The sequence below is a fragment of the Stieleria mannarensis genome (assembly GCF_014154935.1).
Lineage (GTDB): Bacteria > Planctomycetota > Planctomycetia > Pirellulales > Pirellulaceae > Stieleria > Stieleria mannarensis.
In genome coordinates, this window is sequence record NZ_JACEHH010000014.1 from 70,741 (window position 1) to 95,331 (window position 24,591).

The 24,591-nt window shown below is 60.3% G+C and carries 20 protein-coding genes; 9 read left to right on the forward strand and 11 right to left on the reverse strand.

Annotation, left to right across the window (positions count from 1 at the left end):
• Positions 1-115: 115 nt before the first annotated feature.
• The 5 genes from H1B37_RS11505 to H1B37_RS11525 form a co-directional block, all read right to left on the reverse strand.
• Positions 116-511: a hypothetical protein gene (locus H1B37_RS11505; protein WP_182866803.1), complete on the reverse strand. Its 396-nt coding sequence runs from the start codon at positions 509-511 to the stop codon at positions 116-118.
• Between the two features lie 18 nt (positions 512-529).
• Complete coding sequence (locus H1B37_RS11510) at positions 530-3,652, reverse strand: protein kinase domain-containing protein (RefSeq protein WP_182866804.1); 3,123 nt, start codon at positions 3,650-3,652, stop codon at positions 530-532.
• A 96-nt stretch (positions 3,653-3,748) separates the two neighbouring features.
• The gene (locus H1B37_RS11515) at positions 3,749-4,477 is read right to left on the reverse strand and encodes an RNA polymerase sigma factor (protein WP_182866805.1); all 729 of its coding nucleotides are present in this window, start codon (positions 4,475-4,477) and stop codon (positions 3,749-3,751) included.
• Positions 4,474-5,280 carry an ABC transporter permease gene (locus tag H1B37_RS11520; RefSeq protein WP_182866806.1) on the reverse strand — a complete coding sequence of 269 codons (807 nt, stop codon included), beginning with the start codon at positions 5,278-5,280 and terminating at the stop codon, positions 4,474-4,476. The genes H1B37_RS11515 and H1B37_RS11520 overlap by 4 nt, the downstream gene beginning before the upstream one ends.
• A 13-nt stretch (positions 5,281-5,293) precedes the next feature.
• A complete protein-coding gene (locus H1B37_RS11525) occupies positions 5,294-5,980 on the reverse strand; it encodes an ABC transporter ATP-binding protein (protein WP_182866807.1) in 687 nt (228 codons plus the stop codon).
• 445 nt (positions 5,981-6,425) lie between these two features.
• Between H1B37_RS11525 and H1B37_RS11530 the strand changes: the two genes are divergently transcribed.
• Complete coding sequence (locus tag H1B37_RS11530; RefSeq protein WP_182866808.1) at positions 6,426-7,199, forward strand: hypothetical protein; 774 nt, start codon at positions 6,426-6,428, stop codon at positions 7,197-7,199.
• 84 nt (positions 7,200-7,283) lie between these two features.
• Positions 7,284-7,691: a hypothetical protein gene (locus H1B37_RS11535; protein WP_182866892.1), complete on the forward strand. Its 408-nt coding sequence runs from the start codon at positions 7,284-7,286 to the stop codon at positions 7,689-7,691.
• 178 nt (positions 7,692-7,869) lie between these two features.
• Here H1B37_RS11535 and H1B37_RS11540 read toward each other — a convergent pair whose 3' ends face one another.
• Both H1B37_RS11540 and proB read right to left on the reverse strand, forming a co-directional pair.
• Positions 7,870-9,051, reverse strand: a complete 1,182-nt coding sequence (locus tag H1B37_RS11540; RefSeq protein ID WP_182866809.1) for a S1 family peptidase — start codon at positions 9,049-9,051, stop codon at positions 7,870-7,872.
• A gap of 543 nt (positions 9,052-9,594) precedes the next feature.
• A complete protein-coding gene (gene proB / locus H1B37_RS11545) occupies positions 9,595-10,746 on the reverse strand; it encodes a glutamate 5-kinase (protein ID WP_182866810.1) in 1,152 nt (383 codons plus the stop codon).
• A 308-nt stretch (positions 10,747-11,054) separates the two neighbouring features.
• Between proB and H1B37_RS11550 the strand changes: the two genes are divergently transcribed.
• The gene (locus tag H1B37_RS11550; RefSeq protein WP_182866811.1) at positions 11,055-12,668 is read left to right on the forward strand and encodes an amidophosphoribosyltransferase; all 1,614 of its coding nucleotides are present in this window, start codon (positions 11,055-11,057) and stop codon (positions 12,666-12,668) included.
• Between the two features lie 82 nt (positions 12,669-12,750).
• Here H1B37_RS11550 and H1B37_RS11555 read toward each other — a convergent pair whose 3' ends face one another.
• From H1B37_RS11555 to H1B37_RS11565, 3 genes are all read right to left on the reverse strand, one after another.
• A complete protein-coding gene (locus H1B37_RS11555; RefSeq protein ID WP_286177642.1) occupies positions 12,751-13,851 on the reverse strand; it encodes an acyltransferase family protein in 1,101 nt (366 codons plus the stop codon).
• 288 nt (positions 13,852-14,139) lie between these two features.
• A complete protein-coding gene (locus H1B37_RS11560; protein ID WP_182866813.1) occupies positions 14,140-15,090 on the reverse strand; it encodes a ribose-phosphate diphosphokinase in 951 nt (316 codons plus the stop codon).
• Entirely contained in the window at positions 15,083-15,883 is an 801-nt protein-coding gene (locus tag H1B37_RS11565) for a sugar phosphate nucleotidyltransferase (protein WP_182866814.1), read from the reverse strand. Before H1B37_RS11565 ends, H1B37_RS11560 begins: the two co-directional genes overlap by 8 nt.
• Before the next feature lie 888 nt (positions 15,884-16,771).
• On the opposite strand from H1B37_RS11565, the gene H1B37_RS11570 reads away from it, so the two are divergent.
• The 4 genes from H1B37_RS11570 to H1B37_RS11585 all read left to right on the forward strand — a co-directional run bounded on the left by H1B37_RS11570 (position 16,772) and on the right by H1B37_RS11585 (position 22,293).
• On the forward strand, positions 16,772-17,755 hold the full coding sequence (locus tag H1B37_RS11570) for a lysophospholipid acyltransferase family protein (RefSeq protein ID WP_182866815.1): 984 nt from the start codon (positions 16,772-16,774) through the stop codon (positions 17,753-17,755).
• 185 nt (positions 17,756-17,940) lie between these two features.
• Positions 17,941-20,475 (forward strand): excinuclease ABC subunit UvrA, encoded by a 2,535-nt coding sequence (gene uvrA / locus H1B37_RS11575; RefSeq protein ID WP_182866816.1) that lies wholly within the window; start codon positions 17,941-17,943, stop codon positions 20,473-20,475.
• Between the two features lie 250 nt (positions 20,476-20,725).
• Positions 20,726-20,989, forward strand: a complete 264-nt coding sequence (locus tag H1B37_RS11580; RefSeq protein ID WP_182866817.1) for a hypothetical protein — start codon at positions 20,726-20,728, stop codon at positions 20,987-20,989.
• Positions 20,990-21,024: 35 nt separating this feature from the next.
• Entirely contained in the window at positions 21,025-22,293 is a 1,269-nt protein-coding gene (locus H1B37_RS11585) for a DUF1559 domain-containing protein (protein ID WP_182866818.1), read from the forward strand.
• A gap of 152 nt (positions 22,294-22,445) precedes the next feature.
• Here H1B37_RS11585 and H1B37_RS11590 read toward each other — a convergent pair whose 3' ends face one another.
• On the reverse strand, positions 22,446-22,925 hold the full coding sequence (locus H1B37_RS11590) for an acyl-CoA thioesterase (protein ID WP_220498164.1): 480 nt from the start codon (positions 22,923-22,925) through the stop codon (positions 22,446-22,448).
• 109 nt (positions 22,926-23,034) lie between these two features.
• Here H1B37_RS11590 and msrA point away from each other — a divergent pair, with 109 nt between their 5' ends.
• Together msrA and H1B37_RS11600 are read left to right on the forward strand one after the other, a co-directional pair.
• Positions 23,035-23,727: a peptide-methionine (S)-S-oxide reductase MsrA gene (gene msrA / locus H1B37_RS11595; RefSeq protein WP_182866819.1), complete on the forward strand. Its 693-nt coding sequence runs from the start codon at positions 23,035-23,037 to the stop codon at positions 23,725-23,727.
• Between the two features lie 31 nt (positions 23,728-23,758).
• On the forward strand, positions 23,759-24,385 hold the full coding sequence (locus tag H1B37_RS11600) for a hypothetical protein (RefSeq protein ID WP_182866820.1): 627 nt from the start codon (positions 23,759-23,761) through the stop codon (positions 24,383-24,385).
• The last annotated feature ends 206 nt before the right edge of the window (positions 24,386-24,591 follow it).

Consider the following 24,591-nt stretch of genomic DNA (forward strand, 5'->3'; position numbering starts at 1 on the left):
CGAACATGTCACACAGCTTGTCATCCTTTGATGGTAGCGGTATCCCAAAAATCGTCCAAGATGCTCAACGGGTTCGTTTCGTCATCAAATCAGCCCACGTTTGTTTGTTCCCTTCTCAATCATCCAGTGTCACCAAATAGGCGATCAAGTCGCGAAACTCGTCGACCGACATCAATTGCTCCAATCCATCGGGCATCAGTGATGTTGGCAGTGCCTGATACGCTTCCACCTCGTCGCCCTTGAAATAGCGGTCGTCGATCGCCATTCCGATCGGAGTCACGATCTGGGGATCTTCAGCGAACAGAGTCAACTGCAGGCGGTCGTCGGTCAGGATCGGCTCGGCCGCAACCGTTTTCATGCAGGCGCTGACCACTGCAATGACAAAAAAAACAGAGGCGAATCTGGTGAATCGAAATGGCAAGTGATTGAATCGATCGGGATTGATGGACGGCATTTCGTTGGTGAACCGGATGCGTGTTACGTCGGTCAGGCTGGCAGGATGACGAAGCATTGTACCGGTTTGCCCGGCCTATCTGACCATAAAATAGGTCCCTGAAAAACGATCGCTGAAGCATTGGTTGCCGCGAACAAACGGGACAACGACCATCGTTACGGCGACCAGACAAAGACCAGCGACAACAGCGGACAGCAGAAACGATTGACTCCAATAGCCCCCGTACGTTTTGCTGATCACCAGCGGTGTGCCGAAGACGACGATCACCAGCACGGGAATCCCGCCGATCAACATGCGGATGAAAACGCGCAGCCCTGACGCCCGCTTCCCACGACGGTTGACCAGCACCAGACCGAACAGCCGCATCAACAATCCGCCCCGAAACAGCAAACCGGTCAATAGACTCGGCAGCCAGATGAATTCCAGCCACGTGTAGGCCGGCCCAAGTGGCGTCCAAAACGAAAATTGGATTTCGACCCGATTCCCCGGGTTCTCGATCCAGTTTTGCCGCAAGCCGTCATACCGCGCGGTTGCGACACGCAGTTCCTCTGCCGTGGGCTGCTGGGCATCGATCGCCTGGCGAAGCGCAATTCGATCTGCGATTGAAAGCCGCACCGTGGCGTAGATCGAATTCATCACGTCCTTGTCGTCGAACACCTGTTCGAAGTTTCCCGCGACGTAACGCTGCACCGCCACCAAACGATCGACTCGCTCGGCGGTCAATCGTTCCTCCTCACGTCGCAGGACCTGGACGACTTCGTGAAGTTGGTCGACTTCCGGATACCGCTGTTTCTGAATCTCGTACAGGAACGCTGCGAACAGCCCGAACAACACGGTCAGCAGGGGAATGCTGAGTGAGACGGCCACCATGGCAAGAACGCGAGCCCGCAATTTGATCGCTCGATCGATGTCCACGCCGTGAAGGATCTGCATCGCTTCGGCAGGACTTTGGGCTACTGAGACTTGGGTCATCGCATCACGTTGTTCGAGCGACCACGATTGACTGTGATTCGTCGGCGCGAGTTCTTCCCGCAACGCAAACGACGCGGCGCGACGGACCATTGAAAGCGATGGATTTTCCGATGGTGGATTGGCCGTTGCTTCATCCCCGTCTGCTGCGCCGACGTCCGCGTTGTCATCGACGAAATCAAACGGCAACCATTTAAGATCATCCCGGTCGGTGGCCCACCAGCGTTCCAGTCGGAAGCGTATCGAATCTTTTTCACCACCGGAAATGTTTTCGCCCGAATCGACTGACAAATCGATCAGACGTCGCATGAGCCGGATCGCGTGTGCACCGCTGATGGACGTCAGCCGTCTGATCAAGGGACGTCCGGGCGGAGCTTCATAGCAATCCCAGCACTCCGTCTCGCTTCGTCGCCCACCGAGCCAACGAAGTGTCTCACGGCTCGTCGAATCCCGCCTCTCTAGTGGGACCCTTGGCGTGCCGACCGGTTGCAGATGCAACCAAACTCGACGCAATAGTTTGGCATCGTAGCCGAGCACCAGCTGTTCGCCGTCCCTCTCGAACCGCGTTCGCAGTCGAATGTAGGGGCCAACCTTTTCCGAATCCGATTCAGAATCGAACGCGTCGTTGTCTAGCTCGGCGAGTCGCCGATGCGGTTCGGCGGTGATTTCCAGGACACGCGTCGAAGTGATCCGGTCATGAATCGCGGCATAACCGTTATTCGCTCGCGCCGTCACGAACAAGCCGAATTTCAATGCGAAATAGCACCAGCCCACGATCATCGCCAAAATGACCGAAGGACCGAATGAGAAGTCCGTGGGGTCTCGCCCCAGGTTCACCAAATTAAATACCGTCGACGGCAATACGGGGACACCGAGGTACAGAAATGCTCGACCGATGGTTTGTGACAATGTGGGGCGGTTGTCCCCACTGGTGACACGAAGACCGAATATTCTTTTGCCGATTGTGTACCCGTACTTCCATTCGGCAAACGCGTAATATGCGATCGTCGCGGCCACCACGGCCCATTGCAACAAGATCGTTCCCAGACTGCGTGTCGCCCCAAAGTCCGACGCCATGTCGGCTCGATACTGACTGAAAAAACTGACGGGCATCAGCACGACGAAACAGATTGCAGTGTCGACGATTCCGGCCAACGTCCGATCGCCCAATGAAGCTGCGACGGGAGAGCGGGAACTGAAGGGACGGAGTGCTTGACGAAGCGATTCGTAGCTGTCGAATCGCTGGCCGGCGGGTTTCTGCAAGCACCGCAGGATCACAGCATCCAATTCATCGGGGATGTCGCTGCGAAACGTCGCCGCGGCGGGAGCGGGTTTGTCGAGCACCGTCGCCAACAAGTGGATCATGTTGTCGGCGTCGAAGGGGACCTTACCGGTCAGCAAATAATACAACGTGATGCCGACAGAATAGATGTCGCTGCGTCGATCGAGCGGTTCACCACGAAGCTGTTCCGGTGACGCAAAGGCGGGTGTTCCCAAGAACGTCCCTTCGATCGTCACCTCCGACATCGTCTTGAGATGGTCCCCGGCGGTCGAAATGGACAAACCGAAATCGCCGATCTTGACCGCGCCGTCGGACGTGATGAAGCAGTTGGAGGGCTTGACGTCACGGTGCAGGACGCCGCGCTCGTCGGCGGCTTCCAGCCCATCGATGATTTGGATCACCGCGTCGACGGCGTCGCGGATCGACATCGGACCGGCCTGCTTGACACGCTGGGCAAGGGTCCCGCCGTCGACCAATTCCATCGAGATCGTCGGCACGCCATCGATTTCTTCCGTGCCATAGACGTACACGCTGTTGGGATGATTGATCGCGGCGGCCAAGCGGCCTTCACGCATAAACCTTGCCCTGGCTTCGCCCTGATCGAGCGACTGGGCCAAAACCTTCAGCGCGACCCGCCGAGAGGTCGTCATTTGTTCTGCTTCGTACACAACGCCCATCCCGCCATGGCCGAGTCGGCGCACGATCCGGTAATCCCCGAATTGTGTGCCCGGCGGCAGATCCGCGAGCGCCGTGCTCGCGCCGATCGATCGCATCGAGTCGAAACTTCTGTCACTCGAAACCGAACGTGTTTCAGACAGAAACGGATCGTCGTGTTCCGAGTCGGACCGCTGCAGAACGCCGCGCAACAAGCAAACCGGGCACATCGGTTGGCCCGTCGTCGGGGCAAGCGGAGTGTTGCAGTGGGGGCATCGGTCGGGCAAATTCATTGTTCTTTCCGGTACGAATCGTGGTGACAAGGATGGGGTAACGGAAAGAGTCCCGGGGGTTACAAGAAAAACGGAAAAAACATCTCTCGAACGCGTTCAGCCTCCCAGTGCCTGGAACAATTGCCGGATCTCGTCCTCGACTTGTTCAGGCGATTCAACCGTTGACGCGATCTCGAGTTCCAATTGCTTGCGATACCGCCTACGCAATCGGTGCACGGCGACTTTGACGTGAGACGGAGACATCCCCAACGAATCGGCGACTTGGGCGTACGGCTTGCGATCGCCTGCGATTGATAAGTAGGGGGACAGGGCGTCAAACAACGCCGCGTTTCCCTCTTGCTGGTATCGCTGCCGGACGGATTCCAAGACCTCGTTGAGAACGGTGATCGCCCATTGGCGGTTGAACTCGTCCTGAGGCAAGCTGTCGGTGGCGATCACATTCATCGGTTTCCCATGGGCGTCCGTTCGATCCAAGCTGACGATGCTTTTTCCGCCCCCACGGCGCAGTGCGCTCGCCTTCGCTTTTTCGTTGGCCATAAAGTTTTCCAGCGAGGTCAACAAAAACGTGCGAAATCGCCCGCGGCTACGATCGGCTATCGCAAAGACGTTTTTTTCCACGACGCGTGCAAAAAACGCCTGCACCAAGTCCTCCGCATCGGATTCGTCATAGCCTCGACGTCGAATGAAGGCGAACAATGGGAACCAGTATTGTTGACAGAGATGCTCCATCGCATCCCGCGCTGATCTGGAATCGTCCTTTCCGGTGGAAATGACCACGCTCCACCGCGTCGTTTCAAAACTCGGATTCCTGGCAGAGTCACTCATTTGGCATCAGCGTTTCGAATGATCTCGAACTTGAACCGATGGTTCGCGTCGAATAGCCGCCGGACCGACAACAACACGACCGACACGGTGCCCAGGGCCGTCGCGCCGGCGATCAGAAACATGATCACGATCTGGTAGCGGACCGCCTGGACCGGGTCCATGCCCGAGATCACTTGGCCGGTCATCATCCCCGGCAAACTGACCACGCCGACGACCATCATCGAGTTGACGATCGGGATCATCCCCGTCCGCACCGCTTCACGGATCGGTTCCCCCGCCGCTTCCCAACGCGTCGCCCCCAGTGCGATTAATGTCTCCACTTGCCCACGCGATCGAACCAATGTTTCGGTCAGCGTGCTCAGCCCGACCGAGATCCCGTTGAGCGTGTTGCCCAGCACCATGCCCAACAGCGGGATCGCGTATTGCGGTTCGTACCACTTGGGCAAGTCCCGAAACACGAACAACAGCACGTATCCGGTCAGCATCCATGCGCAGGCCCAAACCGACGTGATGGCGATCAGGCGGATCCCGGGGAACTTGCGTTTGCTGCGATCGGCGGCGGACAATCCGGCGACCAGTGTCATCACCGCCGCGATCGCGATCACCACGTACCAGCGATCGACGCGAAAGACCCAGGACAAGACCGCACCGACCAAAGCCAGTTGGACCACGGTGCGGACACTCGCGATCGCCAGGGTCTTTTCCAATCGCAGCCGCAGCACGACCGAGACGACTCCGTTGATGACGATCAACAACGCGGCCAGAGCGACTTGCCAGTTCGTCAGTTCGATGTAGGGCGCCATTTGCCGTGTCACTTCACGAAGTGTGTTGTTGCAAACGTTGGATTTGGCCGGCGTCCATCGTGATCAGCGAATCACAAACGCGATCGGCTTGACTGGGATCGTGCGACACCCAAATGAATGCCCGAGCATCTGGTTTTTCCTCGTACCAACGCATCACGATCGATTCGACGTGGCGGGCCGATTGCCGATCGAGCGCCGACGTGGGTTCGTCCAGCAACAGGACCGACGGCGACAGTTGGATCGCGCGCAACAGGGCGACGATCTGCGATTCTCCTCCGGAGAGTTGTTCGTGGGGCTGGTCCAAGAACCTCGCCTCGCGCGAGACCGTTGCCAGTTGTTCGATGATCCAGCCGCGATCGAAGGAGTGACCGCGATGGACCTTCAATTGAAACGGTTGCTGCAAGATCGATTCTACCGACCCTTCGAATCCGGCCGCCCGCTGATGGACGTAGACGACTTGGCTGCGGTAACCCGTCGCTTGGTCGCTGGAGACCACCGCGTTCCGCCAAAACAACTGCCCCGAATCGATCGGTTCCAGCATTGCCAAACTTCGCAACAGCAACGATTTTCCGCTGCCGGTCGGTCCGACCAACCCGAGTCGCATCCCGGCGTCCAACTCCAACGCCACATGGTCCAACAGCGTTCGCCCGGCGATTCGGCGGGTCAGGTCGACGGCTCGCAGCAGTACGTCTTGGCTCACGTAACGGGACTCTCGTTTGGCAACACGACACGCTTTCGGGTGAATCGTCGGATCGAACAATGCAAGCGTAACGGAAATCGCCAACGGATTGTTGATTCAACGGAAGTTGCGTTTGTGCTCGTGTGAGTTGAACCGACCGGATTCAAAAACGATGCGTTGCGAATGTCGCCGTGTTCTCCGAACTCGGCGTGCGCGAAAATGTGAAGCTATGCCCCGCGCCGACCTCGGAGAGGACGGCGACTGTTCAGCCAAATCGAAAACGAAGCTGCGGCAGACCGTTAGGGAGTCGGCGATTGGAACATCGTCGCGCGGCGTTTTGGTGAAGAAGGAAGAACAGTCGACCGACCGGGGGAAAAACACTTGCAATGCGGTTGACATCATGCGACGATCCGCTCTGGGGTAGGTCACCCCCTCCTGTCTCTCCTCTCCAATTCCAGGTGTTTGAATGCGTGTTTTTCCGGCGACGTTGGCGGCGTTGTTGTTTGTCCTGTCCGGTCCGATCGCGTGGTCGCAGACCGCCGATCCATTCGCTCCGTCTTCGGGGACGTCGGCTGATCCGTTTGCACCCCAGCCGGTGCGGCGACCGGCCAAGCCACCGAAAGTGACACCGACCCAAAACGCTCAAAATGCTGTGGTTCAGCAAGCCAAGAAGGTGCTCGCCGAAGGCCGCAAGCCGCGGACGCCCAAGCTGGTCATGCACAATGCGGCCGAGCAGCGAATCAACGCAGCGCTGGACGACCAGACCACGATCCAGTTCATCGAAACGCCGCTTGCCGAAGCCATGCAAACGCTCTCCGCTCAACATGATATCCCGATCGTCATCGACCGCCGGGCGTTGGAAGAAATCGGTCTTGATGCCGACGTCGGAACCACGATCGGATTGACGAACGTCTCGCTGCGGTCGGCGTTGCGATTGATGCTGCGTGATCTGGATTTGACGTACATGATCAAGGACGAAGTGATGCAGATCACGACCGTCGAAGCGGCAGAAGACAACTTGATTGTCGAAATGTATGTGCTGCCGGCCAACCTGGCCGCGAAGTCAAACGATGTGATCAAAGTCCTGACCGCGACCGTCGTTCCGGACACTTGGGAAACCCTCGGCGGTAATTCCACTGCGATGGCGATCGATCATGTCCTGATCCTGTCGACAACCAGTGACGTGCACGAGCGCTCCGAGCGGTTCTTGGCGATGTTGATTGACAAGTACGGCAAGTAACCGTTGGCTGATCCCGCATCGCAGCGATCGGTTGGTCGTCGTAGCGTCCTGTTCGTTGCACTGTTGATCCTGTCGTGGGTCGTGATGACGTTCACCCACGAACTGGGGCATGTGATCGGCGGCTGGGTCGTGGGCGCGAAGCTTGTCGACGTGGACTTGGCACCGTGGCGGATGCCCTACAGCGTGCACGCCCCGGATCCACATCCGCGAGTCACCTTGTGGTGCGGTCCGGTCCTGGGCGTGCTGATCCCGTTGGCCCTGGCGGCCTTGATCCGCCGTCGGCCCGCGTGGCTGGTGGCGGATTTCTGTCTGCTGGCCAACGGCAGCTACCTGGCGCTCGCTTGGCTGTCCGGCGGTCCCTTTCTGGACACCCCGCGTCTGTTGGACGCAGGCGCCCATCCGCTGTCGATCGCCATTTTTTGTTTACTGACCATCGCCGTCGGCTACGTCCGTTTCCGCAACGATTGCATCGAGTGGTTTAAAACGTCATGAATCCTCTGGTATCGCGTGTTCGGGACTGGAACACCAAGAAGCTGTACCAGGGCCCGCACCATACGGCTGATTGAATTACCAAGCCCTGGGAAACCGGCGGACATTGCGCCGGTCTCTAGGAGCTCACCGCAAACCTCTCAACTCCCAACTCCCAACTCCCAACTCCCAACTTGACCCCTCACTCCGCCAACCAGGCTTGCAGGGTCGCTTGGGCGGTTTGTTGGTTTTGTTTCGGTTTGAGGTCTTGTTGCATCGCGGCGGCCAGACGGGCGACGTAGTCGATGGTGCTCTCGAAGGTTTCGTCGCTGGCGGTGGCGTCGAGTTTGGCGACGTAGAAGACAACGTAGCCGGAGGCGGTTTTTTCGACCGCCCACGCGCCCAGTTTTGTCGCTGCGTTTTGACGCATCAGACGCATCAACAGCGTTTCATCGGGAGCCTGATCGGTCGTCTGGACCGTCGACCAGATGCGGCGAATGTCGGCTCGGCCGTGGTACTCGGTGTTCTTGGCCACGAACACGGCTTGAGTGGTTGATCCGACGGTGCGGTCGATCTGGTAGTGGCCGCTGGAATGTCGGCTGTACTCGATCCCGGCCTCGTCCAGCAGGACCTTGGCCGGCAGCGGGGCACTCTTCCAGGGGCTGAGCAGCATTTGGCGGATCTCGGTGATGTCGACGCAGAAGCTGACCAAGGGGCTTTGCGGAGAAAACGACTGAGCCAATCCGACCAGCTTGCCGGCTTCATCGACGATCGGGCCGCCGCTGTCGCCCGGCTTGATCGGACTTTGCGTTTCCAACGCCATGAAGTCGTGTTCGCCGTGGGTGGATTTGAATTTCTTTTGGTACACCGATCGGACGGTGCCGGCGGTGTACACCCACAGGATCGCGCTGTCACCGGGGTTGCCCACCAGAGCGACTTTGGCACCCGGAGTGGTGCTGTCGTCGGCCATCGCGATCGCCTCGATCCCGGCCGGCACGCGGGGCAACTGGATCAGAGCCAGATCGCGTTTGCGGTCGACCGCGACGACGTCGCCTTGGATGCCCAGTTTCAGGATGTTGTCGAGGTAGAATTTTCGGCGAACGGCCAGCTTGCCGCCCGATTGGGTCGGAAAAAACACCACGGCTTTGCGGCTTTCGCCGATCACGTGGGCGTTGGTCAACAGCAGCTTTTTGTCGGCGTCGACGTAGACACCGGTCCCGGCGGAGGTTTCGTTTTCGGCGTTGCTGGTGATCACCCACGCGGTGCTTTTGAGTGTTTGCTGGTAGCCGGATGAATCGGCCCAGAGGGTGGTGGCGGGCAGGGCGATCATGCCCAGCAAGATCAACAGCGGAGAAAACAGCGTGTTTCGGGTCAAACGGGACATGGCGGCACCTGGAGACAGAAAGGGCGCGGCGGAATCATTCGCCGGCAAGGGTTGGGTCTGTCAAACCAAGCGGAAACACGCTGCCGTTGTTACCGGGTCGATGGACGGCGATTCCGGTTCGAGGTCGTGCGGTTTCTGGAAATTTACCCTCCCTCGGGGTATTGGTGTCGACACAACGTACCATGGCTCCCTTCTCCCCAAAACAGATCGCGGTCATCTTTAATCCGTGACCCAAGTCTTTGGCGCGATCTGTTTTAGGGAGAGGGGAGCCATGTCCTCATTTGCGAGCTGACTTGTGTAGACACCAACGTCCCCTGGGAGGGTCGCGGAGGAGTCTAGGACGACGCGGGGAGGGTTGATCCGCGATTCGATGCGACCGGAGGACGAAAGTTTGTTCGGCAATTCACCGTTCGCTCCTCCCCTCGCTGCGCTCGACCCTCCTGCCAGGAGGGTGAATTCCCAAAAACCGCACGGCCTCTTCCAGGGAGGGCGAATTCCTAAACGCCGCCCGACCGCGTTGAGCCAACCTTCGCGGAGTCCTATTCAGATCCGCAGCGTCATGTTGTCGCGATGGACGACCGAATCGTACGGCCGATGCCCCAGGATGCCGGTGATCATTTCGCTGATCTTGCCCTTGATCCGCTCGACTTCCTTGGAGGGATAATTGCACAAACCCCGTGCGACCTCGTTGCCGTGTTGGTCCTTGATCGCCACCACGGCGCCGGCGGCGAAGTTGCCTTGGACCGCTTGGATTCCGATTGCCAGCAGGCTGCGGCCGTTTTCTCGCAAGGCCTTCGCCGCCCCGGCATCGACGATCAACTCGCCTTCGACCTCGGCCGAGCCGCTGATCCAACGCCGTCGCCCCCGCAGCGACCTTTCGGTGGGCAGGAACAGGGTGCCGACGGGATCGCCGCGGAGAATTCTTTCTAGCACCGCGTCTTCGCGCCCGGGACCGATGATCACCGAGTGTCCATGAGACGTTGCCAGTTTTGCGGCGGATAATTTACTGGACATGCCGCCCTTGCTGAGCGTGCTGCGGTGATCCTGGGCGAGGCCGAGGATGTCACCATCGAGCGATTTGACCAGGTCGATCCGTTGGCTGTCCGGGGCGTCGGGGGGGCCGTCGTAAAGGCCATCGACGTCGGACAGGATGACCAGCAGGGCTTGATCCAACAGGCCGGCGACTTGGGCGGCCAGTCGATCGTTGTCGCCGAAGGTCGTCATCAATTCCGCGACGGCGACGGAGTCGTTTTCGTTGACGATCGCGACGGCGCCGAGTTCATGAATGCTGGCCAACGCGTTTCGCACGTGCAGGTACCCGTCGCGGCGGCGGAGGTCGTTGCGGGTCAGCAGGACTTGTGCGGCGTGCCGGCCGCGGGCGGCCAGGGCGCGTTCATAGGCCTGGATCAGATCGGCTTGGCCCACCGCGGCGACCGCTTGCAACGTGGACAGATCGGTCGGGCGTTGGTCCAGGCCCAGTTTGCCCATCCCGGCCCCGACGGCACCGCTGCTGACCATCACGGTCTGACGCCCCGTCTCGGCGATCTGGCACAAACCGGCCGCCAGCGACTCGATGCGCCCGCGGTCCAATTTGCCTTGAGCGTCGGTCAGGACGCGCGTGCCGACCTTGACGACGACGCAACGGGCTCCCTCGATCGCGCTGTGGCGGAGACGGCTGGAATCCGATTCAGACACAACGGCAACAAGCGGCGAGGAGAGAGTCGAAAATACGAGGGGAACACAAAAAAACACGCCTGCGAGCTGTCGCCGGCGGGCGGGGCGGTGACCACAATAACTTGCGACCGGTCAATCGCCTATCCGGCAAAAGACGAGTGATCGGGCAAAGCAGGTCAAATTTTTTAAAATCGGATCCTCCCCGCGACAGGGCGGTTCGACAAATCGGTCTGCATTTGGACAATAGAGACAGACTTTCGGTGATCGGCACTTCCGTCGCTTTGATCCCAACGCCCCTCCCCCAGAACGTTTGACGAGCAAACCCCGGCATGAGCGAGTTGCATCACGAATGCGGTGTCGCGGCGATTTACCACCTTTCCGGCCGCGGACGCAGCCCGATGTGCACCGACGAGGGGCCCCGCCAGATCTCTCGCCTGCTGCCGCGGATGTTGCTGGACATCCAAAACCGAGGCCAGTTGGCCGCCGGGATGTCGACCTACGACCCCGATCGGCCCCGATTGCTGCACACGCGGAAAGACGTCGGCACCGTCACCGAAGTGTTTCGGCTGAATCACCGCGCCAAATGCGAATCGTTGATGCGAGGCTTGGCCGGACGTGCGGCGATCGGGCACGTCCGCTATGCCACCTGCGGCCAAGATGATCGCAGTTACGCCCAGCCCTTCGAACGCGACCACATCCACAAACGAAAGTGGTTCAGTTTCTGTTTCAACGGTCAACTGGCCAATTACGGCCTGTTGAAAGAACGCTTGTTGGCCGACGGCGATCATCACCTGACACTGGACACCGACACCGAGATCATTTTGCACGAGATCGGACGCGTGCTCAGCCATTCGACCGAGCGGATCGAATGGATTGACGTCTTGCGTCAGGTCGCCGGCGATTTCGACGGCGCCTACTCGTTGGCGTTGTTGACGGCCGAAGGCGAGATGATCGTCGCACGCGATCCGTTGGGCATCAAACCGATGTGTTACGTCCAAGAAGGCCCCCTGTTTGCCGCGGCCAGCGAAAGCGTCGCGCTGTTGAATCTGGGCTTTGAAACCGATCAAATCAAATCGCTGCCGCCCGGGCATGCGTTGATCGTCAACCCCGAGACCGGATTCCGAATCGAGCAGTTTGCCGAGACCAAAGAACCGGCCCACTGCTTTTTTGAATGGATCTATTTCGCCAACGTGGCCAGCACGTTGGATGACCGCAGTGTTTATCTAAGCCGGACACGATTGGGGGAAGAGCTTGCCGTCGCCGAACGCGAACTCGGCCGCGTCCCGCTGGATGATCCCGACACGATCATCGTCCCCGTGCCGGACACCAGCAAAGCCGCCGCTGATGCGATGGCGTACAAGTTGTCCATCCCGTGTCGTGAAGGTCTGATCCGAAACCGATACGCCGGCCGAACCTTTATCGAAGGCGGTCGGGCGCGGAAGGTGAAAGCCGCGACGAAGTACACGCCGCTGCGGGAAGTGATGGAAGGCAAACGCGTCATCTTGGTAGAGGATTCGATCGTCCGCAGCACCACGATGAACGTGTTGTTGGACCGGATTCGCGAAGTCGGCGGCGCTAAAGAAATCCACGTCCGCGTGGCTTGCCCGCCCATCGTCGCGCCGTGTTTCTATGGGATCGACATGAGCACGATTGATCAATTGATCGGCCCCAAGTACTTCGGCGTCGAGGGTGAATTGTCCGACGAAGCCCAGCAACGTCTCGCCGATGACTTGGGCGCCGACTCGCTGCGGTACCTGCCGGTCGAAGCGTTGGCGCGGGCCATCGATCTGCCGGCCGAACACCTGTGCCGAGCCTGCGTGACCGGGGACTACCCGACCACCTGCGGCCAGCACCTGTACCAGATCGCGCTGGACAATCGTGGCAGCAAGATGGATGCCGGCCGCACCTACGAACAGCTCGCCGCCGCATTGGGTGACCAGTGACGTTGGTGTTTAGCCTTTAGGCGATTCCCCCGTCGCTGCGAAGCAGCGACGAGCGACCGCCCGGAAGGGCCGTCGTACTTGGTTACTGCGGGGCCACCGCGGGACTCGTCTCTTCGCCGCTGCGGTAGCCTTCCCAGCGGGTTCGCAACCACGTCGTGATCGGGCCTTCAATCCGCGTGGTGACCAGCGTTGCCAGGCAAAACGCGAACACGACCGCCAACGCAAAACACACCATCGGCGGATAGCCGCTGTGGTCCAAGCGGTGGATCAGCACGCATCCCAAGTTGTTGTGGCACAGGTACAGTGCATACGAAATCGTGCTGACAAATATCAGCGGGCGGAACCGTAGCAGCGGCACCTTGCCGTACGCACAGGCGGTCACCAGCCCCAGGATCAATGCCGTCGCCGCCGGGTTGTGTTTGCCATGATCGATGCTGTGAAAGACGAACGCGGCGATCGCGATGCCCAGCACATTCTGCCACATCCGTCCCGATTTCGTCTTGATCATGTACAGCAGGAATCCCATCGCGAATAAGGGAACGAAGTCCAGCAGCATCAATCGACGCACGGCCGTCGCGATCGAAAACCACCAGCTGCCCGCCGCGGTCGCTTCGGCCGCGTCGAGCGCCGGACAGACGAAGTATGACAAAACCAACAGCGGTCCCCAGCCCAGGAAGTAACGTCGCAGACCGCCGGACCGATACAGCGCGACCAGCGTGAAGTAGAACATCATCTCGACTTGCAACGTCCACATCACCGGGTCCAGGCATTCCTGGCCAAAGATCCGCGGCAGCAGCGTCAGGTTGGCCGCAAACTGAGCCGTCGTGATGCCGATCTGATCAAGCGGCGCGAAGCTCATGATCCACACGTTGGCAACGATCACCATCAGGAAGATCGGCAGGATGCGGATCAGCCGTGCAGCGACGAAGTCGACCGGTTTGCCGCGTCGCAAGAGCGACATGCTGTTGACGAAGCCGGACAGGATAAAGAACAGTTCGACACCGTACGCTCCGTAGGGCCATTCGAAACCCAGCGGCGACGTGTAGCCGAATTTGACGCTGTACACGTGCGTGAAATGGAACAGCAGCAAGTTGATTGCCGCTAGCGCCCGCAGGGAATCCAATTCCAGAATTCGGCGATGGGGCTGTAAAACGTGTTCGGCGTTTTGGGAAGGCTGGGCCATGGAGGAACCGAGAGGACCGACGAAGGGCGTGCGAGATGGGTCCAGCAAATGTGCGGTGCCCGTTTGCATCCATCGGTGGGTTTCCGCCCGACCCGGGGGCCGCGGCGTGAAAACCGGTCAAGAAATTCCGGCTGTACCGGATGCGCCGCCGTCCCGCCTTTTCGGCAGCAACATTTTTTGACCACTCCATTTTTTGACCTAGCGACCCTCCCCTCGCTTCGCTCGACCCTCCCTGACAGGGAGGGGACTCCAGGAGGTAACGCCGACGTCCGATTGACCCTTGGACCGCTACCGTTCGCGGAACAGTTCGCTGATCGATTGATCGTGGTGGATGCGTTTGATCGCTTCGGCCAACAACGGCGCGACGGTCAGTTGCGACATCTTGGGCAGCATCTTGTCGGCCGGGACGGGAATCGTGTCGGTCACGGTGATCGAATCGACGGGGGCTTCTCGCAGTCGTTCGATGGCCGGGCCGCACAGCACGCCGTGGGTGCAGGCGATGTGGATTTCCGCGGCGCCGGCTTCGTGGACCAGCTTGGCGGCACCACAAATGGATCCGGCGGTGCTGATCATGTCGTCAAACATCAGTGCGATCTTGCCTTCGACGGGGCCACCGATGATCGTACTTTGCCGGACTTCCATCGCGCTGGTGCGTCGTTTGTCGACGATCGCCAGCGGTCCGCCCAGACGTTTTCCGTGACCGACGGCGCGTTTGATGCTGCCTTCGTCCGGGCTGACGACGACGATCTTGTCATCGGTCAATCCGCGGTTGCTGAAGTGTTCGTTCAGCACCGGGGCGGCGTACAGGTGATCGACGGGGACGTCAAAGAAGCCTTGGATTTGGGCGGCGTGCAAGTCCATCGTCAACACGCGGTCGGCCCCGGCGCGGGCGATCAGGTTGGCGACCATCTTAGCCGTGATCGGCACGCGGCCTTCGTCCTTGCGGTCCTGGCGCGCGTAGCCGTAATAGGGAATCACGGCGGTGACGCGTTCGGCGCTGGCACGTTTGCAGCAATCGATCATCACCAACAACTCGAACAAGTTGTCGTTGACCGGCGGGCAAGTCGACTGGACCAGAAACACGTCGCGTCCCCGAACGTCTTCGTCCAGTTTGCAATAGTTCTCCCCGTCGGGGAATTTACCCAGCGAGATCGCGGCCGGTTCCAGGTGCAGGTGGCGACAGATCTTCATCGCCAGATCAGGGTTCGCCCTGCCGCTGAAAATCTTGAGTTCACGCATAGCCCATCGTCCGCATTTGTTGGTCGACCAGTTGAAGTTCGTCGGGGTTGTTGATCGACAGCGATTCGCAGGGTTTGAGTGCCGGCAAGGCCGCGACCGGGCGTCCGGATTCTCGCAACAGTCGGGCGCAATCGGTCAGGTAGTATTCGCCCTGGGCGTTGTCGTTGTTCAGCATCGAGAGCGACTCGAGCAGATCCGGGGTGCGGAACAGGTACGTGCTCATGTTGACTTCGTCGATCGCCAACTGTTCGGGCGTGGCGTCCTTGTGTTCGACGATGCCGATGAATTCGCCGGCGTCGTTCCGCACGATCCGGCCCAAACCGGTGGGGTCGTCTTTTTTCAGCGTGCCCAACAGCAACGCGGGCTGGGTTTGGTGGAAGTGTTCCAGCAGCGTTTTCAGACTGTCCGATTGGATCAGCGGGGAATCCCCGGCGACGACGATCGTCGGCCCGGTTTGCTCGCTTAGCAGGTCGCGACAGCACTGCACGGCGTGCCCGGTGCCCAGTTGTTCGGCTTGGAGTGCGAATTGGATGTTCGCTTGGTCGCGCGTCGCCAATTCTCGTTTGACCGCGTCGGCCTCGTAGCCCACGACGACGATTTGGCGGTGGATGCCGGCCGCCTCCAGGGCGTCGATCACGAAATGGATCATCGCGCGTCCGACGACCGGGCACAGGACTTTGGGCAATTCACTGTTCATGCGAGTCCCCTTGCCGGCAGCCAAGACGACCGCACAGGCCCCCTCGGGGGCCGGGCTGGCTGGGGGAGATGAACGGGAGGGTTCGGGGGAATTCATCGGTCTGGGGAGTGAAGGGACAAACGAAAACCAAGTGCTTGGGATCGGCATGTTCGCTTTCGAGCCCCGATCCAACAACCACCACCCCTACGGACGGAATCGACGAAAGCGAAAAAAGTGCCCTTGGCCCCGGTTTTATCGCGTCGATCAATCCACGTCCCACACTCCGGAGGTCGTGCGGTGTTTGGAAGAAACCCTCCCTGGCAGAGGTCGTGCGGTTTACAAGTCCTTCATCCTATGGGGTTTTTGCAAATTTCTCCGGCTGCCCTGAACCACATGGAGGTCGATTGCCCACGGATAGCAGCGCGAACCCACGGATCCCAAGCCGAATTACATCCGTGGGTTCGCGCTGCTATCCGTGGGCCTTTTCGATTCTTCAGACCGCTTGCCTGAACTCACCACCTCAAAGCAATCTTCCTGCCCAGGGGGGGGAAACGTGTAAACGCCTAGTATCTCTAAGGTTAAAAACCGCACGACCTCGGAAGGGAGGGTGACGAAAACCCTTTACGATCAACGACTTAAAAACCGAATGACCTCTCCAGGGACGGCGGGGAGCGACAAACCAACCGGCGGCGGGCGCGAATCGCTCTGGAGTTGGAGGCCGCCGATCTGGGACACTTGGCGGGTCTGGGCCGGAACCATCACTTCTTCAGGAAATGCTTGGACGCCGGCGCGATCAGGCTGATGTCATACGAGATCAGCCGTATGCCGCGAGCCTACGGGCACGGGAGCGTTTGCGTTCTGGTTGACACGTACGCTTGCGCGTGACGTCAAATCCCTCGTGTGATCGGATTAAGTCAACAGGCCGGTACGCTTGCGCGATGGCGTCAGCCTGATTGAATTCACAGCCGATGGAAAACCCCCCTTCTCCGCGAAAACCTGCTCCCGATGGCCATTCCGATCCCACGCTTCATCCCCCGCGACGCCGCCGCTTGGAAAAGGGCCGGGCAGCGGTGTGCCGATTTCGCCAGTTACCTGGTGGTGCGGTTGATCGTCGCCGTCATCCAGACCCTGCCGCTGGATCTGGGGGACGCCCTGTGTCGCGGCTTGGCCACCCTGATTTGCCGCCTGGGGCCGCTCCGAAAGCGGACCACGGCCGGCAACCTGCAGCAGGTGTTTCCCGATGCCAGTGAGCGGCAACGTCAGGCGATCGAGGCGGCGATGTGGCATTCGCTGATGCTGATGGTTTGTGAAATCGCCTGGGCTCAGCGGCGGCTGCACCTGACCAACTGGTCCCAGTACGTTCGCTTCCGCAACAGCCGCGACATCCTGCGGAATTGTCTGTCCAAACGCCCGGCCGTGATGGTGACCGGCCACTTCGGCAACTTTGAAGTCGGCGGTTACACCGCCGGACTGATGGGGTGCGAATCGACCACCATCGCGCGGCGGCTGGACAACCCGTTTTTGAACGACTGGGTCCAGCGGTTTCGCAGTGCCAAGGGGCAAACGATGTTGGACAAGGACGGCTGTGCGATCGAGGTCGACCAGCATTTGGCCGCCGGCGGCACGTTGGCGATCCTGGCCGACCAACACGCCGGTCCCAAAGGTTGTTGGACGAACTTTCTGGGGGTGCCCGCGTCCTGCCACAAGGCGCTGGCACTGTTTTCACTCGGCAGCGGCGCGCCGATGATCGCCGGTGCGACGCGACGCATCGACGGGCAACCGATGAAATTCGAATCCGCTTGCATCGCCGTGGCCGACCCCCAAGACGACCCCGAGGGCCATTGCCAAAGCGTCCAGTCGCTGACGAAGTGGTACAACCGCCAGCTGGCGATCAGCGTCTCCGAGGCGGTCGAGCAGTATTGGTGGCTGCACCGTCGCTGGCGCGAGCCGCCACCCCGCGTCGCAAAGAGACTCGCCAAGGCGGCTTGACAGGGAGGGATGGCAGAATGATTCGGGACAGAATGATGAAAGACTTCGCCGTTGGAAACGAAAGGCAGCTTCCTCTTGGCGGTGCATAGGGTTCGCTTGCCAGATCGCGTAAACTATCCCGCAGCCATCTCCCATCTCCCCGTCTCCCATCTCCCCATCCCCCCATCCCCCCATCCCCCCGACCGTTGCCGAAGTCTCGTTCCGCCAACTCGATTCGAATCCGCGGCGCGCGGGTTCACAACTTGCAATCGGTCGACGTGGATCTGCCCCGTGATGCGATCACCGTGATCACCGGCGTGTCGGGCAGCGGCAAGAGTTCGCTGGCGTTCGACACGTTGTTCGCCGAGGGGCAGCGGCAATACATCGACAGTTTGTCGGCCTACGCACGTCAGTTCTTGGATTCGCTGCCGCGACCGGATGTGGATTTGATCGACGGTTTGGCGCCGACGATGGCGATCGATCAAAAGCCGGGATCGACGACCGCGCGAAGCACCGTCGCGACGGTCACGGAGATCTACGACTACTTGCGATTGTTGTTTGCCCGCGTGGGGTTACCGCATTGCGGCAATTGTGGTTCGGCGATCGCGCGGCAATCGGCCGACGCGATCCGCGATTCGTTGTTGGATCACCCCGAAGGCACCAAGTTGGTGTTGATGGCTCCGATGGTCCGCGGCCGCAAGGGCGCCCACCGCGACGTCTTGCAATCGATCCAGGCAGCCGGCTTGGTCCGCGTCCGTGTCGACGGGCAGATGATGTTGTTGGAGGACGTTCCCGAGTTGGCGGTCCGCAAGAATCACACGATCGAAGCGGTCGTGGATCGTCTGGTCTTGCGCGATGGCGTCCAGTCGCGTCTGGCCGATTCGCTGACGTTGGCGTTGCGTTTGGGCAATGGGCTGGCCGCCGCCGCGGTCGAAGATGAAAGCGGAAGCTGGACCGATTCGATCTACAACACCGCGATGGCGTGTATCGAGTGCGGGGCCAGCGTCGAAGAGATCGAACCGCGGACGTTTTCGTTCAACAGTCCCTACGGTGCCTGTCCCGATTGCGACGGGTTGGGGCGAATCGATTCGGCAGAGTCCAAGGTGACTTGTCCGACCTGCAACGGCGGTCGGTTACGATCCGAAGCGATGGGCGTGACGATCGACGGCGTTTCGATCACCCAGCTTGTGGCGATGAATTTGACCGACGCGGCCGATTGGATCCGGGGACTCGGTCCCACGCTTTCCCAGCTTCATCGTGCGGTTGCCAAACCGATTCAGACCGAGGTCGCCAAGCGATTGGAGTTTCTCGATCGCGTCGGCGTTTCGTACCTCACGCTCGACCGCAGTGCCGAAACGCTTTCCGGCGGTGAACTGCAACGCGTCCGGCTGGCGACCAGCATCGGCAGCGGCCTGGTCGGCGTGTGTTACATTCTGGATGAACCGTCGATCGGACTGCATCCGGCCGACCATGGTCGATTGATCGAGTGTCTGCGGCAGTTGCAACAAAACGGCAACACCGTCGTGGTGGTCGAGCATGACGAAGCCACGATGCGGGCGGCCGATCGATTGATCGACGTCGGTCCCGGTGCCGGAGCCCAGGGCGGCAAGATTGTTGCGGCGGGAACTCCCAAACGCATCCAGGCCAACAAGAACAGTTTGACGGGGCGTTATCTGGCGGGCGTCGATACGGTGCCGGTCCCGCAATCGCGCCGCGCCGCCGAACGCTTCGTAACACTTTCGGACGTCAGCACACACAATCTGAAAAACATCACCGCGCGTTTTCCGCTGGGCTGTTTGATCGGAATCAGTGGCGTTTCCGGTAGCGGCAAAAGCTCGTTGGTCGTCGACACGTTGTTGCCGGCCCTCACGCACCAGTTGAACCACGGCACCCCGCTGCCGACGACGGCCGACAGCATCGCCCAGTTCGGCAGGCTGACCGGGGCGGAGGCGTTGGACAAATTGGTGCCGATCGACCAGGCCCCGATCGGACGCAGCCCGCGCTCCTGTCCGGCGACGTACAGCGGGGTGTTGGACGAGATCCGCAAGGTGTTTGCGGCGACGCGGGAGGCGAAAACGCGGGGGTTCACGACCAGCCGATTCAGTTTCAATTCCGCCGCCGGACGCTGCGAACTTTGCAAGGGACATGGCGTCCAACGGATTGAGATGAATTTCCTGAGCGATTTATTCGTGACCTGCCCACGCTGTGGCGGAAAACGTTTCAACCGCCAAACGTTGCAGGTCCGTTTTAAAGGCGCCAGTGTGGCAGATGTCTTGGCGATGACGATCGACCAGGCCGCATCGTTCTTTGAAAACATGCCCGCCGCCCATCGGTTGCTTTCGTCACTACAAGCCGTCGGGCTGGGTTACATGCATCTGGGCCAAAGCAGTACGACGCTCAGCGGCGGTGAAGCACAACGTATCAAACTGGGCACGGAACTGGCCCGCACGTCGACCGGCAGCACCTTGTACGTGTTGGACGAGCCGACCACGGGGTTGCACTTCGACGACGTCAAACGGCTGGTCGGCGTGCTGCAGCGGCTGGTCGATGCGGGCAACACGGTGATCGTGATCGAGCACGACTTTGATCTGTTGGCTTGCTGTGACTGGATCATCGATCTGGGACCCAGCGGCGGCAGTGGCGGCGGCAGCTTGTTGGCCGAAGGGACGCCCGAGCAGATTGCTGAGCAGGCCGACAACGCGACGGCTGGCTTTCTCGCCCAGAAACTGCGGCGGCTCTAAAGGATCGATCTGACCGGCACGGTAACGACCTTCGCCAGAAGGTGGTTGCCCCGCGACGACCACGCTCTGGCGAGCGTCGCTACGTCAAGGGTCAATCGCGGGAGGACGGTTTTTTGCCGGACCACGATTGCGGCGGCACGTCGGCTACAATACGTTCGTTCACGTTCGGGTTTGAGCCGGCAATTCAGCGTTGTGGCCGTGCGAAAGGTGTACCATGGGCCGCCAATCACGTTCTACTGGAGTCAACGAAATGAAATGCATCCTTCGCTCAGGCGGCTTGGCCTGTGGTTTTTTGGTCCTGTTGGCCGGTTGCGGCGGTCACGAAGGGGGCGTGGTCGATGTCCCGTTGAACGAAAATCCCTACCAGATCAGCGAACAAGAGCAACGGGCGATGAATGCCAAGATCGATGAGACGTCGGGATTAACCGAAGAAGAAATTGAACAGCTGGAACAGGCCAAGCTGGAGGCGTTGGAACAAGAATCGATCGAACAACAAACCACGCCGACGCCCTAGCCCGTCCCCCACTTTTCATGCATGAGGAGCCGTTTATGTCTCGGCGAAACGTTGCCGGTTTTACACTGGTGGAACTACTGGTCGTCATCGCAATCATCGGGATTTTGGTGGGGTTGCTGTTGCCGGCCGTCCAAGCGGCGCGCGAGGCGGCGCGGCGGATGAGCTGCAGCAATAACTTCAAACAAGTCGGACTGGCGCTTCACAACTATCACTCGGCCTACAAGCGACTGCCGATGCACGGCGGCGGGACGGGAATCGATTACACGGCCGGCAACACGTTGGCGTTTTACTCGCCGCGGACGAATCAAAAGAGTTTGAGCTTTCTGGTCGGGTTGATGCCGTTCATGGAGCAGCAGGCATTGTGGACACAGATCTCCAACCGACTGGCGACCGACCCGGCAGGCAACCCGGTCAGTCCGCCCTGGCAACCGATGGGGCCCAAGCCACAAGGCGGGCAGTATGGTTACCGGCCCTGGGTCACCGAAATCCCGACGCTGCGATGCCCCAGCGACCCCGGTGTGGGGTTGCCGGCGCTGGGACGAACCAACTACGCGGCCTGCATCGGCGACAGCGCCATGGCCTCGCGGATCGGTTTGACCAACTTTCTCCATGGCGATTACCAACCGCCCTCGGTGATCCAGGCCAGTGCGATCGCCCGTTGGGGACGTGGAACCTTTGTCTCCCGCAAGTTTTCTCGATTCCGCGACATCTTGGACGGTTTGTCCAACACCATGTGTTGCGGCGAAATCATGACCGACTTGTTGGACCGCGACACGCGATCGCACGGCTTGTTTGACGTCAGCAATGTCGACGGGCGTCAAGTCACGATGACGGCTGACGGAGGGACGATGGCGTGCCAAGACATGGGCACGCTGATCGACCCCGAGCGACCTTCGTTTTGGGTCTCCACGGCCTTTCCCGCCCATAACCCGAAGAACGATGACGGCTCGGCCTACCTGGTGGCGGTCGAATTGGGGACGCGGCGCGGATTCAGCTGGGCCAACTTCGGTCACATCCATTCCAGTGTGACCACCAACCGGGCACCCAACACCGAGTTGTGCTTGCACGGTCCGCACGAATTGACCGAAGGCAACTGGTCGATCAGCAGTCGTCACCAAGGCGGCGCGCACATTTTGATGAGCGACGGGGCGGTGGTCTTTCTGACCGATTCGATCAGCTCCGGGGACTCACGCGCCGGTCAAAACGACGGCATTCAAGCCGGCGACGCCAGCCCCTACGGCATCATCGGCGCCCTCGGCACGCGGGCCAGCCGAGAAATCATCGACGAAGCGCTCAACCAGTAGCGCCGGAAGGGCGAACCAGTGGGACAGGCTTCCAGCCTGTCGTTTCCCCGTCGCTTCGTTCACAGGCTCGGCCTGGGCACGGATGGTGCATTTCGTCATTTTCTTGCCGCCCAAATTTTCTTACCCGACTTCCGCAGCCGGCCAAGAAGTTGCTATCCCAGCTCCTCCCAGGGCAACGGTGGCGGCTCGGGACAAAGCACTAAATTCTGCTTGGCGAGATCGGGAATCGCCAGCGCCTTGTGCTGGCGCAGATCGACGAACACCCAGCGGGTTTCCACTTTCGCCAGCACTTTCTGGTCCGCCGGGCGACAGATCACGGACTTTCGCCGCGAGGCAAACCGTTGCAGGTCGTGCACCCAGGTCCGCACGATGATCTGGTCTCCGGCCAGTGCGGCACCGCGGTACTGGATCGAGTGTTCTCGAACCACCCAGCCGAGCCCGCGATCCAGGGCGGCCTTGGCATCCCACCCGATCGACTCGGTGTGCCGCCCGGCGGCCCAGAGAGTCCACTGCAGGTAGCGCAAATTGTGCACGTGTTGCTGGGCGTCGATTTCGTCCTCGGCCACGGTGTGGGCAAGGTCAAAATGGGGCTGGACCGCCACCGAGGCCCCTTGATGGATTGATTGTGTCAAGCTTTCTTCCTTTGTTCGGTCTGATCACGACTTCCCGGCTGTCCGAGAGCGTATAATCGAGTCCAGTCCAGACGCACACGCAGATCCAGACCCGATAGGTATTCGATTGATGATGTCAAACACCAAAGTTGCCGTTCGAGTGGCCGAGCCGCCTCGGAGCAAGACGCTGAAAACGCTGTGGATCTGCTTTCTGACTTTGGCCGCGTTGGCCACCCTCTGCCTCAATGTGTCCGCCGCCGACGTTCAAGACAAGGACCAACCGCAGCCGGAAGAACTTGTCGCCACCTTTGCCGGCGGCTGCTTCTGGTGCACCGAGGCCGTGTTCGAGCGGATGGAGGGGGTCAACGATGTGATCAGCGGTTACATCGGCGGTACGGTGCGGAATCCCACCTACGAACAGGTCTGCAGCAAAAAAACAGGGCACGCCGAAGCCGTCGAAATCTACTACGACCCCTCCAAAGTCAGCTTCGATGAGTTATTGGAAGTCTTCTTCAAAACGCACGACCCGACGACGCTGAATCGACAGGGACCCGACTCGGGACCCCAGTACCGCAGCAGCGTGTTTTATCACAACGAAGAGCAGCGGGCGGCGACGGAGGCGTACATCAAAAAACTGGACGAATCGGGCGAATTTGACCGCAAGATCGTCACGCAGCTCGAAAAGGCGGTGACGTTTTATCCGGCCGAAGAGTACCACCAGGACTTCTACCGCAAGAATCCCAACTACGGCTACTGCCAAGCCATCGTTAAAGACAAGGTGCGGAAGTTCAATCGCACCTTCAGCGACAAGATCAAGAAGTGATGCTTCGCCCCGCTCTACGCGACTCCGTCCCATGCTTGTTCCCCGTCTCTCCATCCCAGCCGCCGCCACGTTGCTGACGCTGGGGGTGATGGCGTGGGGGCCAAATCGCATCGCGTCGGCCCAATCGACGGTTCAATTGCCGTCGTTTTCTCGGTTCAGCTATTCCGGCAGCGTGCTGGTCCCGGTCGGCGGATCGGCGTCCCTGGGCGGTGTGTCGCGGTCCGCCAGCGGCATCTCGCGACGCGGCAGCCGAGCGATCGGAGCCGGAGTGGGACGTGCCGGGGCGTTGGGGCATGCCGGGGCCAGCGCCCACGTCACGATCATCGACCACGACGCGATCGATCGACAGTTGCGGGGGCTGCCACCGAAGTCGCAGGGGCGATCTTCAGCCTCGGCTCGACCGCCTCGAACGACAGCCGTGCCCCCAGACGCGCTGAACCCCGATCCCGACGCCGAAGGCAAAGCGCTCGTCCGATTTGCCCGCAAGCAGTACCTTGCCGGCAAGCACAGCTCGGCGTTTGACGCCTACCGGATCGCGATCGAAACGCTTACTCCGAGGCTGGCGACATTGGCGAAGGCCGAATTCAAACGCGTTTTCCCGTCCGAGAAACGCCCCGTCGACATCCAGCCGAGACAATTAGCGGCCGACGATCGTTAGTGGGCGCGTGTGGCCGGGCCCTTGCCAGTGGCACGGGAGCGGATACGAGCACACAGCGCGAGCGTGTGTGTCTTGGCGTATGTGGGGCCTTGCTAGCCCGGATTATTCACGGCATTGAAGCGAAACGACGCAAAGCCATGCAACAGAAGACCTTAGGTTTACCCTTGCAAAAACACACAGCGCAAATCAGCCGCCACGCGCTAGCG